At 69.5% G+C, this 14,381-nt stretch carries 13 protein-coding genes and 1 pseudogene; 7 read left to right on the top strand and 7 right to left on the bottom strand.

Translation table 11 applies throughout. From position 1 onward, the window contains the following. Window positions 1–5: 5 nt before the first annotated feature. The gene (locus ACZ6DL_RS14140; RefSeq protein ID WP_040864552.1) at window positions 6–653 is read left to right on the top strand and encodes a hypothetical protein; all 648 of its coding nucleotides are present in this window, start codon (window positions 6–8) and stop codon (window positions 651–653) included. Between the two features lie 259 nt (window positions 654–912). Here the strand turns inward: ACZ6DL_RS14140 and radA are convergent, their stop codons facing one another. Beyond that, entirely contained in the window at window positions 913–2,313 is a 1,401-nt protein-coding gene (gene radA / locus ACZ6DL_RS14135) for a DNA repair protein RadA (RefSeq protein ID WP_466051146.1), read from the bottom strand. A gap of 726 nt (window positions 2,314–3,039) precedes the next feature. Then, window positions 3,040–3,792 (bottom strand): copper chaperone PCu(A)C domain-containing protein, encoded by a 753-nt coding sequence (locus ACZ6DL_RS14130; protein ID WP_466051144.1) that lies wholly within the window; start codon window positions 3,790–3,792, stop codon window positions 3,040–3,042. Between the two features lie 407 nt (window positions 3,793–4,199). Between ACZ6DL_RS14130 and carD the strand changes: the two genes are divergently transcribed. From carD to ACZ6DL_RS14100, 6 genes are all read left to right on the top strand, one after another. After that, a complete protein-coding gene (gene carD, locus ACZ6DL_RS14125) occupies window positions 4,200–4,688 on the top strand; it encodes an RNA polymerase-binding transcription factor CarD (RefSeq protein ID WP_011206964.1) in 489 nt (162 codons plus the stop codon). Between the two features lie 2 nt (window positions 4,689–4,690). Continuing rightward, entirely contained in the window at window positions 4,691–5,416 is a 726-nt protein-coding gene (ispD, locus tag ACZ6DL_RS14120; RefSeq protein WP_466051142.1) for a 2-C-methyl-D-erythritol 4-phosphate cytidylyltransferase, read from the top strand. 2 nt (window positions 5,417–5,418) lie between these two features. Further along, window positions 5,419–5,886 carry a 2-C-methyl-D-erythritol 2,4-cyclodiphosphate synthase gene (gene ispF, locus ACZ6DL_RS14115; protein ID WP_466051313.1) on the top strand — a complete coding sequence of 156 codons (468 nt, stop codon included), beginning with the start codon at window positions 5,419–5,421 and terminating at the stop codon, window positions 5,884–5,886. Window positions 5,887–5,950: 64 nt separating this feature from the next. Next, window positions 5,951–7,357 (top strand): cysteine--tRNA ligase, encoded by a 1,407-nt coding sequence (gene cysS, locus ACZ6DL_RS14110; protein ID WP_466051140.1) that lies wholly within the window; start codon window positions 5,951–5,953, stop codon window positions 7,355–7,357. Further along, on the top strand, window positions 7,357–8,325 hold the full coding sequence (rlmB, locus tag ACZ6DL_RS14105; RefSeq protein WP_393234258.1) for a 23S rRNA (guanosine(2251)-2'-O)-methyltransferase RlmB: 969 nt from the start codon (window positions 7,357–7,359) through the stop codon (window positions 8,323–8,325). Before cysS ends, rlmB begins: the two co-directional genes overlap by 1 nt. Before the next feature lie 251 nt (window positions 8,326–8,576). Continuing rightward, window positions 8,577–8,855: a DUF4190 domain-containing protein gene (locus ACZ6DL_RS14100; protein WP_466051138.1), complete on the top strand. Its 279-nt coding sequence runs from the start codon at window positions 8,577–8,579 to the stop codon at window positions 8,853–8,855. A gap of 90 nt (window positions 8,856–8,945) precedes the next feature. Here ACZ6DL_RS14100 and ACZ6DL_RS14095 read toward each other — a convergent pair whose 3' ends face one another. The 5 genes and pseudogenes from ACZ6DL_RS14095 to ACZ6DL_RS14075 form a co-directional block, all read right to left on the bottom strand. Continuing rightward, window positions 8,946–9,752, bottom strand: a complete 807-nt coding sequence (locus ACZ6DL_RS14095) for an enoyl-CoA hydratase/isomerase family protein (protein ID WP_466051136.1) — start codon at window positions 9,750–9,752, stop codon at window positions 8,946–8,948. A gap of 55 nt (window positions 9,753–9,807) precedes the next feature. Then, the gene (locus ACZ6DL_RS14090; protein ID WP_040864560.1) at window positions 9,808–10,980 is read right to left on the bottom strand and encodes an acyl-CoA dehydrogenase family protein; all 1,173 of its coding nucleotides are present in this window, start codon (window positions 10,978–10,980) and stop codon (window positions 9,808–9,810) included. 122 nt (window positions 10,981–11,102) lie between these two features. Then, window positions 11,103–11,939, bottom strand: coding sequence for a metal ABC transporter permease (locus tag ACZ6DL_RS14085; protein WP_396902961.1), 837 nt, complete (start codon window positions 11,937–11,939; stop codon window positions 11,103–11,105). 569 nt (window positions 11,940–12,508) lie between these two features. Continuing rightward, window positions 12,509–13,372 (bottom strand): annotated as a pseudogene (locus ACZ6DL_RS14080) (metal ABC transporter ATP-binding protein); the annotation flags it as partial. 4 nt (window positions 13,373–13,376) lie between these two features. Continuing rightward, complete coding sequence (locus tag ACZ6DL_RS14075; protein WP_466051134.1) at window positions 13,377–14,258, bottom strand: metal ABC transporter solute-binding protein, Zn/Mn family; 882 nt, start codon at window positions 14,256–14,258, stop codon at window positions 13,377–13,379. Between the last annotated feature and the right edge of the window lie 123 nt (window positions 14,259–14,381).

Genomic DNA, 14,381 nt, shown 5'->3' with positions numbered 1-14,381 from the left:
GAGACGTGCTGGAACCGAATGGACCGCTGCCACCGGAGATCTACTGGCGTCGACGCGTGTTCGCCATCGGAATCCTGGTGGTCGCCCTGGCGCTGGTGATCTGGGTCGTGCTCGCGGTCGCGCGCGGGGGCGACTCGCCCGGTGACACCCGGGCCGCCGAGTCCAGCTCGGTCGCGGCCAAGCCCGTCGACGCGGCGGCCAAGCCGTCGGGTGAGTCCGGCGCGCCGAAAACCTCGGCGGCGGCCACCAGTGTCGCGGCGGGCCCGTGCCCGGACCAATCGCTGGCCATCAAGGTCACCGTCGAGCAGCCCACGTACAAGACCGGTGAGCAGCCGGTGTTCGGGATCGTCATCACCAACATCTCGGCGGTGCCGTGCACCCGCGACATGGGCTCCGGTCTGCAACAAGTTTCCGTGCACACGCTCGACGGTCAGCGGCGCCTGTGGTCGAGCACCGACTGCTATCCGGACGGCCAGCCCGACGTTCGCACGATGGGTCGCGGTGAGCAGGCGGCATTCACGGTGACCTGGTCGGGCACCACGTCCCAGCCCAGCTGCGCGGGCGAACGGGTTCCGGTTCCGCCGGGGGCCTACAGCGTTGTCGCGCAACTCGGCTCGGTACGCAGCATGGCCGAGCCGTTCAACATCGCCTGAGCTGTGTTTGTTTTTCCAGCGCCTGCGGCGCTGGGTGTTCGCGGCCCTCTTGTGGCTCGCGTCCGAGCGACCGCCGCTTGCTCCTTCGTCGCCTACGCGGCGGCCACTCGGACGCGAGCCGGGCCGCGAACGGCGGATGCTCGGTCTCGCTTCGCTCGAAACCGGGAGTTGAGGTGCGCCGGGTGCGTCGGTATAGGCGATCGCCGCTTGTCCCACCGCCATTCGGTCGCGCGTTGTGCGGGATCAGCGGCCGTCCGAATCAGCCGGCAGCTTCCTCGGGGACTGCGGCGCGTAGTTTGCGCAGGCCCGCTATGCGGATGGCGGAGCGGAGGTCGGTGACCTCGTAGATCTTCATGGTGCTGTGCACCGGCGCGAGGCCGGGCGGCACCAGGGCGGTGGTGAAGCCGAGGCGTTCGGCCTCGGCCAGCCTGCGGTTGAGGCCGGTCACTTTGCGCACCTCACCCGCGAGGCCGACCTCGCCGAGGATCACCCAGCCCGGTGGGATCGGGACGTCGGAGTCGGCGCTGGCGATGGCGAGCGCGATGGCCAGGTCGGCGGAGGGCTCGACCAGGCGCATGCCGCCGACCGTCGCGGCGTATACATCGCTCTTGCCGAGGAACACCCGGCCACGGCTCTGCAGGACGGCCAGCACCATGGCGACCCGGTTGTAGTCCAGGCCGCTCACCGCGCGGCGCGGCTGCGGAATCTCGGTCTTCACGGTCAGGCCCTGCACCTCGCCGACCAGCGGGCGTTTGCCGTCCATCGCGACGGTCACCGCCGTGCCCGGCACGGAATCGGTGCGGTGGTGCAGGAAAAGGCCGGATGGGTCGTCGACGCAGGCGATGCCGTCCTCGTGCAGTTCGAAGCAGCCCACCTCGTCGGCGCTGCCGAAGCGGTTCTTGATACCGCGCACCATGCGCAGCGTGGAGTTCTTGTCGCCCTCGAATTGCAGGACCACGTCGACCAGGTGCTCGAGCGTGCGCGGGCCCGCGACGTTGCCGTCCTTGGTGACATGCCCGACCAGCAGCACCGCGATCCCGCTCGTCTTGGCCAGCGAGGTCAGCGCGGCGGTCACCTCGCGCACCTGGGTGACTCCGCCGGTCACGCCGTCCACCTCCGGAGCGAGCATCGTCTGCACCGAGTCGACCACCAGCAGTGTCGGCCGCACCTGCTCGACGTGCCCGAGCACGATCGACAGATCCGATTCCGACGCCAGATAGACCCGGTCGTGCACCGCGCCGGTGCGATCGGCCCGCAGCCGCACCTGCCCCGCCGACTCCTCCGCGGTGACGTACAGCGACTTCTCGCCGTGCTGGGCCGCCCAGCGATGCGCCACCTCGAGCAGCAGCGTCGACTTGCCCACTCCCGGCTCGCCGGACAGCAACACCACCGAGCCTGGCACCACGCCGCCGCCGAGCACCCGATCCAGCTCGCTCACGCCCGTCGGCCGCGCTCGGGTGACCTTCGAGTCGATCTGCGAAATCGGCGCGGCCGCGGTGCTGGGCAACATCGCCTTCCGCCCGGGAGAACCGACCGCCCCCGCCCCGACGACTACCTCGTCGACCGTGCCCCAAGCCCCGCACTCCGGGCACTTGCCCACCCATTTGGCGACTTCGTGCGAACAGGCGGAGCACCGGAATGTCGGCTTGGTTTTTGCCACAGGGGCACCATACGCACCACCTCTGACAGTGTTTGTTTTTCCAGCGCCTGCGGCACTGGGTGTTAGCGGCCCCTGTTATGGCTCGCGTCCGAGCGTCCGCCGCTTGCTCCTGCGTCGCGTACGCGGCGGCCACTCGGACGCGAGCCGGGCCGCGAACGGCGGATGCTCGGTCTCGCTTCGCTCGAAACCGGGAGTTGAGGTGCGCCGGGTGCGTTTGGTGACGGGCCTCGGGGCATAGTGCGCGCGGGGCGGGGCGGCGGCTGCCATGGCCGAACGCGGCGTGGTTTTCACCGCGGGCGTGGCCCGGATGTGAGGGGAGCGGTGGGTTGCTAGATGGCTTGCACGGCGAAGTTTGTCGCCGGAAGGCGGACCGTGTCGTTGGGCGGATATATGGGAGGGTTGCGCTGACCGGACTCGCGCGGCACTGCTCGAGCGAGCGGTGGCGTGCCCAATTCAGCCGTCGCCACCGGGTAGATGCCTGTTCATCGAGTTGGGATCTGACGCGCACGGCATCACTGAAACCGCTCGATCCGCACTATCCCAGCCCGGCCGGGTGCGAGTCTTACGAGCGCCGTTCGCGGCCCGGCTCGTGTCCGGGCGGGCGAAGCGCATGCGACGCAGTCGCGAGTCTCGCCCGTCCGGACACGAGCCATCAAGGGGCCGCGAACACGCAGCGACGAAGTCGCTGCAAATCGAACACAGCGACGAAGTCGCTGCGAATTCAACTCAGTGACCGCCGGTGTGCTCGGCTTCGGCCGGGCCGGACTTGTCGGACTCGTGGCGCTCGGTGTGCAGGCCCGCGTCGACCGGGACCTGGACCTGGACGGTGCCGTTCTGCTTGAAGTTGAACGAGACGTTGTAGGTGAGGCCGGGGGTGACGTCCCTGGTCAGGCCGGTGATCTCGATCAGGATCGGGTTGGTCTCGGGGTCGGTGGCGGCGGGCTGGGAGCCGTGCTCGCCCGCGCCGTGCGAATCGGCCGTGGTGGTCGGCGAGCCGGAACGCGGCGCGGAGGTGGGGGCCGCGGCGCTCGTGGTGGGCGCGGCGCTGCTGCTGGGCGTGGACTCGTGCTTGACCGGCTGGTTCGCCGCGACGACGGTCTGCTGCGGCGCGAGCTCGACGACGGACTTGCCGGAGGCCGGGGTGATCTTGACGGTGCCCAGGTCGGTGGTGATGCTGGTCAGCTCGTCGGGGACGGACTCGCCGTTGTTGATGATGGACAGGGCGATGAGCGCCTTGCCGCCCTTGGCGTTGTTGTAGGCGGTGCCTTCGCCCGGGTACACGATGTGCACGTTGCGCAGCGCGATGCGGCCGACGTCGGCGTGGTTGCCGTTCACGGCGGCGACCTGCTCCGCGGTCTGCGAGATCTGGCCCGCGCCGCAGCCGGACAGCGCGATCGCCGCTCCGGCGGCGAGTGCGGCAACCGTCACCATGCGACGTCGCGCCCCCTTCGGGGCGGTCACAGCTTTCAGGGCAGTCACGGGTTGTCCCTCCATGTCGACCGGGCTCTGCTCCGCGCGGGAGCGTAGTAACTAGGCAGCGTAGTAGTTCCCTCGGCGGACCGGGCGCGGGGGCTGGGACAAACGCGGAGTCCGCGCGTCACGCGCACGCGCGGTGTGAAACGGGCCACGACACGTCCGTGCCGACACCCGGTACTTCGGTAACGGTTCGGTCGAGCTTCGGATGGTTGCCGCGAAGGTGCCGGCGCGCGGGAGGCGAGCGGCGCCGAAAGAGCCGGGAGATAACCCCTTCTGGCACAACGTAATGCACACCACCTGGCATCTGTCAAGCCCCACGGTCGCCTCGTTGTGGCCCTGACCTGCACAGTTGATCGCGCCGTTATCGAGTCGCATGTTAAACTGTGAACATCGAAAGGGGCACGGGACACATGATTTTTAAGGTCGGAGACACCGTCGTTTACCCCCACCACGGAGCGGCGTTGATCGAAGCAATCGAGACTCGCACCATCAAGGGTGAACAAAAAGAGTATCTGGTCCTGAAGGTCGCCCAAGGCGATCTCACTGTTCGGGTTCCCGCGGAGAACGCCGAATACGTCGGCGTGCGTGACGTCGTGGGTCAGGAGGGTCTCGATCGGGTCTTCCAGGTGCTTCGTGCGCCGCATACGGAGGAGCCGACCAACTGGTCCCGCCGCTACAAGGCCAACCTCGAGAAGCTCGCCTCCGGCGATGTGAACAAGGTGGCCGAGGTCGTCCGCGATCTGTGGCGCCGGGAGCAGGACCGCGGGCTGTCCGCGGGTGAGAAGCGCATGCTCGCCAAGGCTCGGCAGATTCTTGTCGGTGAGCTCGCGCTGGCCGAAGGAACCGATGACGGCAAGGCCGAGACCCTGCTCGATGAGGTCCTCGCAGCGGCTTCCTGACCGTGAACACACCTGACAACGGTGTCCGTCCCACCGACGGACTCGTCGTTGCTCTGGTGCCTGCCGCCGGCCGTGGCGTGCGTCTGGGTGAATCGACACCCAAGGCGTTCGTCCCGGTCGGCGGCACACCTATGGTCCGGCTCGCCGTCGAAGGCTTGATCGCCTCCGGCGCGGTCGACCGGATCATCGTGATGGTTCCCACCGAACTCGTCGACAGCGCCGTTGCCCTGCTGCCGCCCACGGGTTCGGTTCAGGTGGTCGTCGGCGGCGCCGAACGCATCGACTCGGTGCGGGCGGGCATCGCCGCGGCGCCCGACGCCGCCTACTTCCTGGTCCATGACGCCGCCCGAGCGCTCACGCCCCCCGAGCTCATCGCCCGGGTCACGGCGGAACTGCGCGCGGGCCGTCCCGCCGTGGTTCCCGGACTTCCGGTGACCGACACCATCAAGTCCGTCGACGCGGCGGGCGCGGTGACCGGCACTCCCGAGCGCGCCGGATTGCGGGCCATCCAGACACCGCAGGGTTTCGCGGCCGACGTGCTGCGCTCCGCCTACGCCACCGAGGGCATCCAGGCGACCGATGACGCGGGGCTGGTCGAGCGGCTCGGCGTCGGCGTGCACACCATTCCCGGCGATCCCCTGGCGTTCAAGATCACCACTCCGCTCGACCTCCGGCTCGCCGACGCGGTATCGGACGGCGCGGGCATCGGACGGGCGGTGGCGCCGTGACCATGCGCGTCGGCATCGGCAGCGATGTCCATCCGATCGAAGCGGGCAGGCCGTGCTGGATGGCCGGTCTGCTGTTCGACGGTGACGACGGCTGCGCGGGTCACTCCGACGGCGACGTCGCCGCGCACGCGCTGTGTGACGCGCTGCTGTCCGCGGCGGGTCTCGGCGATGTCGGCGCGGTCTTCGGCACCGGACGCCCGGAATGGGCGGGTGTCTCCGGTGCGGCCATGCTGAAGGAAGTGCGCAGGCTGCTGGACGAAGCGGGCTTCGAAGTGGTCAACGCCGCGGTGCAGGTGATCGGCAATCGCCCGAAGATCGGGCCGCGGCGCGCCGAGGCGCAGCAGGTGCTCGGCGAGTTGCTCGGCGCCCCCGTGTCGGTGTCCGGCACCACCACCGACGGACTCGGCCTGACCGGTCGCGGCGAGGGTGTCGCCGCCGTGGCGACGGCTCTGCTGCAAGCTTGTCGTTGATCCTGCTCCGGCGGACCCGAGCCGGTCCGTGAACGACCTTATACACCAGCTAGGATCGACTGCCGTGACCCTGCGCCTCTTTGACACCGACACGCGGACCATGCGCGATTTCGCGCCCCTGGTCCCCGGCCGTGCTTCGGTGTACCTCTGTGGCGCCACCGTGCAAGGTGAGCCGCACATCGGCCATGTGCGCAGCGGAGTCGCGTTCGACGTACTGCGACGCTGGTTGCTGGCGCACGACTTCGACGTCTGGTTCATCCGCAACGTCACCGATATCGAGGACAAGATCCTGACCAAGGCCGCCGAAGCGGGCAGGCCGTGGTGGGAGTGGGCCGCCACGCACGAGCGTGCCTTCGACCGCGCCTACGAACGGCTCGGTGTGCTGCCGCCGTCCGCGGAGCCCCGCGCCACCGGCCACATCACCCAGATGGTCGACATGATGCAGCGGTTGATCGACCGCGGTCACGCCTACGCCTCGGCGGGCAACGTCTACTTCGACGTGGTCAGCTATCCCGACTACGGCAAGCTGTCCGGCCACAAGCTCGACGACGTGCACCAGGGTGAGAGCGCGGGCGAGGGCAAACGCGACCCGCGCGACTTCACCCTGTGGAAGGCGGCCAAGCCGGGCGAGCCGACCTGGCCGTCGCCGTGGGGCCCCGGCCGTCCCGGTTGGCACCTGGAGTGCTCGGCGATGGCCGAGTTCTACCTCGGCCCGGAATTCGACATCCATTGCGGCGGTATGGATCTGGTGTTCCCGCACCACGAGAACGAGATCGCCCAGTCGAAGGCGGCCGGGGACGGCTTCGCCAGGTACTGGCTGCACAACGGCTGGGTGACCATGGGCGGGGAGAAGATGTCCAAGTCGCTGGGCAACGTGCTGTCCGTGCCGAACGTCCTCAAACAGGTGCGTGCCGTCGAACTGCGGTTCTATCTGGGCAGCGCGCACTACCGCTCGATGCTGGAGTACTCGGAGAAGGCGCTGCACGACGCGGCGCAGTCCTATCAGCGCATCGAGGCCTTCCTGACCCGGGTGGTGGACCGGGCCGGTGAGATTCCGGTGGGCAAGTGGACCGACGCGTTCGCCGCCGCCCTCGACGACGATCTCGCGGTGCCGAAGGCGCTGGCGGAGATCCACCGGGCGGTGCACGAGGGCAACAAGGCGCTGGAGGTCGGCGCGATCGACTCCGCGCGCGACCTGGCGAGCCAGGTGCGTGCCATGCTCGGCGTGCTCGGCGTCGACCCGCTCGACCCGCACTGGTATGCCCCGAGCGATTCCTCCGCCGCGCTCGGCGCTCTCGACGTGCTGGTGCGTGCCGAACTCGACCGTCGCCAAGAGGCGCGGGCCACGAAGGACTGGGCGACCGCCGACGGCGTGCGCGACCGTCTGCAGGCCGCGGGCATCGAGGTCACCGATACCGCCGATGGTCCCGAATGGGCGCTCGGCGAACCGCAATCCGGAAAGGCCGAGTAATGGCAGGCAATTCACAGCGTCGGGGTGCGGTTCGCAAGAGCGGCAGCAAGAAGGGCGCCGTCGTCGGCTCGGGCGGCAAGCGCAGGCGCGGGCTAGAGGGTCGTGGCGCGACCCCGCCCGCCGAGATGCGGACCAAGCATCCCGCCGCCAAGCGGGCGGCCGCGAAAGCCAAGGCGGCGCAGGGGCGTTCGTCCGCGGCGGGCCGGCCCGCCGGACGCAAGAGCGACGACGGACCGGAATTGGTGCTCGGGCGCAATCCGGTGGTCGAGTGCCTGCGTGCGGGTGTGCCCGCGACGGCGCTGTACGTCGCGGTCGGTACCGAGAACGACGACCGGTTGACCGAGAGTGTGCGGATGGCCGCCGACACGGGCATCTCCATCCTCGAGGTACCGCGCACCGACCTGGATCGGTTGAGCGCCAATGGATTGCACCAGGGTGTCGCCCTCCAGGTGCCGCCGTACCGCTACGCCCATCCCGACGACCTGCTCGACCGGGCACGCGGCGCCGCTGAGCCCGCGCTGCTGGTCGCGCTGGACAACATCTCCGATCCGCGCAATCTGGGCGCGGTCATCCGTTCCGTGGCGGCCTTCGGTGGCCACGGCGTGCTGATCCCGCAGCGGCGCAGCGCGAGCGTCACCGCGGTGGCCTGGCGTACCAGCGCGGGAGCCGCCGCTCGGCTCCCGGTCGCGCGCGCGACGAATCTCACCCGCACGCTGAAGGATTGGGCATCGCAGGGTGTTCAGATCGTCGGCTTGGATGCCGGGGGCGACACCACGCTCGACGACTTCGACGGCGGTGAGCCGACCGTGATCGTGGTCGGCTCGGAGGGCAAGGGCCTGTCCCGCCTGGTCCGGGAATCCTGTGACGCGATCTTGTCGATCCCGATGGCCGGCCCGGTGGAATCGCTGAACGCGTCGGTCGCCGCCGGCGTGGTGCTCTCCGAAGTCGCCCGGCAGCGCCGCGCCTGAGGGGGCGCCCGCGTGCCGGGGCTGTGCGTATTCGACGGATAAGTTGCCGTCGATACCCGGCCTGCCGCCGAGTCGATGATCGCGTTGAAAAGACAAAGCGCACAACTGGTCTCGCAAGGACATGGGCAACCCGCCGGCTCCGCCCCGGCGTGAGCGTCACCGAAAGCAATAGTCGCCCCGAAATCTCGCGAGCCCCGACGCGTACGGCTTAAGAACACGGAGAGGCGGCACGGCACAGTAGAATTCGGCTGGTGGTGATACCCAATCAGCCCATCGGTCAGCCGGTCGAGCATCCGAACGCGACGGCGGTGTTGTTTCTCGGCGCGGCGAGCGTCCTCTGCTGCGGAGTGCTGGGGCCGGTGGCGTGGGCGCTGGGGCGGCGCGCGCTCGACCAGATCGAGGAATCCGGTGGCGCGTACGGTGGCCGCACCCAGGTGCTGGTCGGCTATGCCCTCGGCGTCGTCGGCACCGTCTTCATGATCATCTTCGCGGTGCTGTTCCTGTTCATCCTGCTCGGCGGTAACGCTTGAGCGGTGCCGCCGGACGGAGCCTGTCCACCTCACCGGGCATGGGTTGGTACGCAGGCCGGCGGAGCGTCTGGAGCGCTGTCCTCGGCGGACCTAATCCAAACTGGGGCGTTCGCGCCCTGCGGCGTCCCACGCGGGCCATTCCGTGCTGACGCTGCCCGACCAGCTGGGCTGCCTGCGGTCTCGGAACGCGGCCATGGCCTCGCCGCCGTCGATGCTCTTGGTCGCGTGCTGGTTGAGGTCGGTTTCCAGTTGACCGACCACGGCCGGGCTCATCCCGAGCCCTTCCCAGAGCAGCCGCTTGGACAGGGCCACCGGTAGCGGCGCCGAGCCGTTCGCGAGGTCGTGCGCGACGGCCAGCGCGGTGGGTAGCACCTCGCCCGCGGGCAGTGAGCTGTTGGCCAGGCCCATCGCCTTCGCCTCGTCACCGTCGAACGTGCGCCCGGTCAGCATGATGTCGGCGGCGTTGGCCATGCCGACCAGCCTGGGTAGTGTCCAGTGCGCGTAGCCGTCGGCCAGGACGCCGCGGCGCACCTGGTTCAGCCCGTACACCGCGTCGCGCGCCATGTACCGCAGATCGCATTGCAGGGCCAAGGCGAGGCCGATGCCGACCGCGTGACCGTTCACGGCCGCGATCACCGGTTTGCGCACTCGCCACGGCGGCGGATCGATGGTGGCGCTGACCTCGCCCACCCGGTTGGATAGGTCCGCGCCCGCGCAGAACGCGGGCGGGGTGCCGGTGACGATCACGGCACGGATGGCGTCTTCCGAATCGCAGCGCCGCAACGCGGCGCCCAATTCGGCGGCCATCGTGGGGGTGAAGGCATTCTGCTGGGCGGGCCGGTTGAGCGTGAGCACGGCGACGCCCTGAGAGACGTCGACGTGCAGTTCCGAACTCATGCCACAGGATGTTAGCCGACGGACGCGGAGCTGACCCGGGGCCGAAAGTCCTCGGCTATCCGCGCAGCACCTTGCGCCCGATGGCGTACTTGTGCACCTCGGTCGGGCCGTCGTAGAGCCGGAAGGCACGCATGTCCCGGAAGATCATCTCGACCACGGTCTCGTCGCTGATGCCGATGCCGCCGAGTACCTGCACGCACCGGTCGGCGACCTTGAACAGTTCCTCGGACACGAACGACTTCGCGATCGAACTCTCGTGCCTCGCCTTCTCGCCGTTGTCCATCAGCCAGCACGCGTGCCAGATGGTCAGCCTGCACTGGTGCAGCGCGATCTCGTTGTCCGCCAGCATGAACGACACGCCCTCGTGTTCGCCGATCGGCTTGCCGAACGCGGTGCGGGTGCGCGCGTGCTCCACCGCGATGCTCTGGGCGCGTTCGGCGGCGCCGAGCCACCGCATGCAGTGGGTCAGCCGGGCCGGGGCGAGCCGGAGCTGGGCGTAGCGCAGCGCCTGGCCGGCCTCGCCGAGCAATGCCTCCCTGGGCAGGACCAGGTTGTCGAAGCGGACCACACCGTGCCCGGCGACGTAATTGCGGTCCATCGTGTTCATCGTGCGTTCGATGACGATGCCGGGCTCGTCGCCGTCGGCCAGGAACAGCGTGGGGCCCTCGGGCAGGTGCGGGTTCGAGGCGAGCCGCGCCATGATGATCCAGGTCTTCGCGCCGTTCGCCCCGGTGATCAGCCACTTGCGGCCGTTGATGGTGAAGTTCTCGCCGTCGAAGGTGGCCGCGGTGGACAGCTGGGCCGGGTCGGAGCCTGCCCCGTCGGGCTCGGTCATGGCGAAGACCGAACGCTGGTGGCCCGCGACCACGGGGGCCAGGAAGCGCTGGACTTGGTCGGGGTCGGCCACCTTGGACAGCAGGAACATGTTGCCCTCGTCGGGCGCCGCGCAGTTCATCGCGACCGGGCCGAGGGTGGACCAGCCCGCCGCCTCGTAGATCACCGCCTGCTCGATGTGGGTAAGGCCGCGCCCGCCGAGCGACTCGGGCGCCTGCACGGTGAGCAACTTCTCGGCACGGGCGAGTTCGACGAGTTCCTGCCGCAGCTCATCGGTCGGGCCGTGCGCGGTCAGGCGCGGGTCCCGCTCGTACGGGACGATCTTGTCGATGACGAATCGGCGTACTCGGTCGCGTTCGGCGGCGAGGTCGGCGGGAATCGCGAAGTCGATCATCGTTGGTCACCATTCGTTCGGGGTCGCGGTGCCTCGAGCATACGAAAACGCCCCGGAAAGACTGAAGGCGGCCGCCATCAAAGAAGTTTTGTGGAAGCGCCCTGAGTAGGGTTCGCGGTCGCTCAGCGGGCGCGCGCGAGCCTGCGGTTGCGTGCGCCGAGCAGGCGGCAGGCGAGGTAGATCAGAAACGAGATGGTGGTGACGAAGGTGGAGACGGGTACGCCCGGCGCGAGCGACAGCAGGATGCCGCCCACGGCGGCGATCTCCGCGAACAGCACGGCGAGCACCGTCGCCCGGATCGGGTCCGCGGTGAGCTGGGCGGCCGCGGCGGCCGGAGTGATCAGCAGGGCGAGGACCAGCAGCGCACCGACGATCTGCACGCCGAACGCCGCCGTGATGCCGAGCAGCACGGCGAACACGATGGACAGCGCCCGCACCGGAACTCCGCGCGCTACCGCCACCTCCGGATCGGAACTGGCGAACAGCAGCGGCCGGTAGACGAACGCGAGCACCGCGATCACCCCGGCGGTGCAGACGGCGAGCAGGCCGAGGCCGTTGTTGCCGACGCTGACCACCTGACCGGTCAGCAGCGAGAACTTCGATCCCGCGCGATCGGGGCCCAGCCACAGGAAGAGCACCGAGAGCCCCAGGCCGAACGAAAGCACCACCGCGATCACCGAATCGCGCTCGCGCGCACGGGTGCCGAGCAGGCCGAACAACACCGCCGCGACCACCGACCCCGCGATGGCCCCCAGGCCGACCCCCACACCGGCCAGCAGCGCGGCGGCGGCCCCGGTCAGGGACAGCTCACTGGTGCCGTGCACGGCGAACGACATCTGCCTGCTGATGATCAGCGGGCCGATCACTCCGGACAGCAGGCCGAGCAGGGCCGCGGCGAGCAGCGCCTGCTGGACGAACCCGTAGGACAGCAGGTTCGCCGTGGTGCCGAAGTCCAGCATCTTGCCGAGTACGCTGGACAGCTTGTCGGTCACGAGCGCACTCCACTCTCGTCGGGATCCGCGGCCGACCGATCGCCGTTGCCGTTCACGAGGTCCGTTGGCAGGGGAGGCGCCGAGGACGTAGCGACCGAACTCTTGCCGTTGCCGGACGTGCGGCTGGACGCCGAGTGGTCTGTGGCGGGGTGGCTGCCATCCGCGAGGTGCGCCGGAGTGCGGCGTGCCATCGCGGGGGTTGGCGCCGCGTCCTCCGATGCCGCGTCGCGGGTGGTCGCGTTGCCGTAGCCGCTCGGCGACCCGGCGGTCGATGGTTCGCCCGCGGCTGTGGAGAACGAGTGCGGAGCCGGTTGGGGCGAGGTCGGGTGAGCAGTCGCCGGGATTCGCTCGGCCGGTGCGGCCCCGTTCGTCGCTGGGTGGGCTGTCGACGATCGGTCGGCCTTTTCGCAGGCTTGCGAGTCGGCCGAGTCCGCGTGACCTCTCTTCGCCGAGTCGTTCGCGTCGCTCGTCGCCGTTGACGCATCCTGCGCGGAGCCGCCGGGTGCGAACTCGTCGCCCGCGGGTCCGTGACAGTGACCACCCGCGGTGCCCAGCGCGTCCATGGTGTCGCCGGTACCGACGACCACCAGGCGGCCGCGGACCCGCAGCACGTCCACCTGGGTGCGGTACAGCTCCGACAGCACCGGCGAGGTCATCACTTCCTCCGGCGTCCCGATCCGGAACCGTCCGTCGACCAGGTACAGCACCCGGTCCACCAAGGGCAGGATCGGATTGATCTCGTGCGTCACGAAAAGCACGGCGGTGTCGTGGGTGCGCCGACGGCGATCGATCAGCTCGGCGACCAGTCGCTGGTTCGCCAGGTCGAGGCTGAGCAACGGCTCGTCGCACAGCAGTACCTTCGGATCACCCACCAGCGCCTGTGCCACCCGCAGGCGCTGCTGCTCGCCGCCGGACATGGATTCCAGCGGCGCGTGGGCGAAGTGCTCCGCTCCGACGTCGGCGACGGCCGCGGCCACCTTGCGTTTGCGTTCGGCGCGGGAGCGCAGACCGAGGCCCCAGCGATGCCCGTCGACGCCGAGTCCGACGAGGTCGACGCCGCGCAACTGCACCCCGGCATCGATCGTCTTCTGTTGCGGCACATAGCCGATGTCGGGGTTGCCGGTGCGCGCGGGAGAGCCCGCGATCCTGGCTGTGCCGGAGCTCAGGCCGACCTGGCCCAGCAACACTTTCAGCAGTGAGGTCTTGCCGGAGCCGTTCGGTCCGAGCACCGCGACGAATTCACCCCGTGCGACGGTGAGATCAAGCCCCTCCCAGAGGGTTCGGTCCCCGAACGACAAGCGGGCGGCTTCCAGTCGCACCGCGGCCGAGTCCTCACCGATGTTCGATCGCCGCCGTTCCACCGCGGCGGTGTGCTCGGTCAGCGCGGCTCCCTCGTTCATCTGCTCAGCCCAGCGCGGCGGCCAGCGCCTGCGCGTTCTTCGTCTGCCACTGAATGTAATCCACGCCCTCGGGCAGGGTCTCGGTCACCTCGACGACGGCGACGCCCGCGTTCCGCGCGGTGCCGCGCAGGTCCTTGGTGATCTTGTCCTCGGTCTGCACGTTGTAGATCAGGGCGCGGACCCGCTTGCCGGTGAGCAGGTCCTGGGTCGCCGCGACGGCGGCGGGCGCCGGGTCGGTCTCCTGCTCGATGGCTTCCTGGAACTCGTGCGGAGTCAGGTCATCCGCCCCGGCGGCGGCCACGAGGTAGTGCGCGAGGGGCTCGGTCTGCAACACCGGAGTTCTCGGATGTTCGGCGGCGAGTTTGCCGGTGATGGCGGTGACCGCCGCCAGCCCGTTCTCGAACGTCGTCGCGCGCTCGGCGTAGGCCGCCGCCTTGTCCGGATCCAGTTCGCCGAGCTGGGCGGCGATCCGGTGGGCGACCACGCCGACGGTGCGCACGTCGTACCAGACGTGCTCGTTCTGGTCGCTGCGGTCCACCCGCGAGGCGAACGCGTCCACCGTGCGCTTGTTCGTGCCCGCCACCGCCTTCTCGGCGAACTCGTCGTAGCCGCCACCGTTGTAGACCACGAGGTCGGCATCGCTGAGTTCGGCCGACTCGACGGCGGAGGTCTCGTGCGAGTGCGGGTCGGCGGACGGGTCGGTGATCAGCGACCGGACGGCGGCGTCGGGGCCCGCGATGGCGGCGGCGATATCGCCCCACACGTCGGTGGAGGCTACGACGGACGGCCGTCCGTCGTCGGTCGATCCGCCGCAGGCGGTCAGCGTCAGGGCGGAGGCGACCCCCACGGCGATGCCCGCGCAGGTGATGGCAAATCCGGTTCTCACGTGGGGGTACTCCTGGCAGTGCTCTAGATCATAATGGAAATCGTTCCCGTTTAACTCTAGCAGGATTCGCCGCAGGCTAGGATGCGAAGCCCTCGAAAAGAGCGAAATACGAAGGGCCCGTGA

It is taken from the genome of Nocardia sp. NPDC041819 (assembly GCF_055590505.1).
The sequence above is the reverse complement of the archived record's forward strand: the minus strand, read 5'-3'. Positions and strand labels throughout refer to the sequence as shown.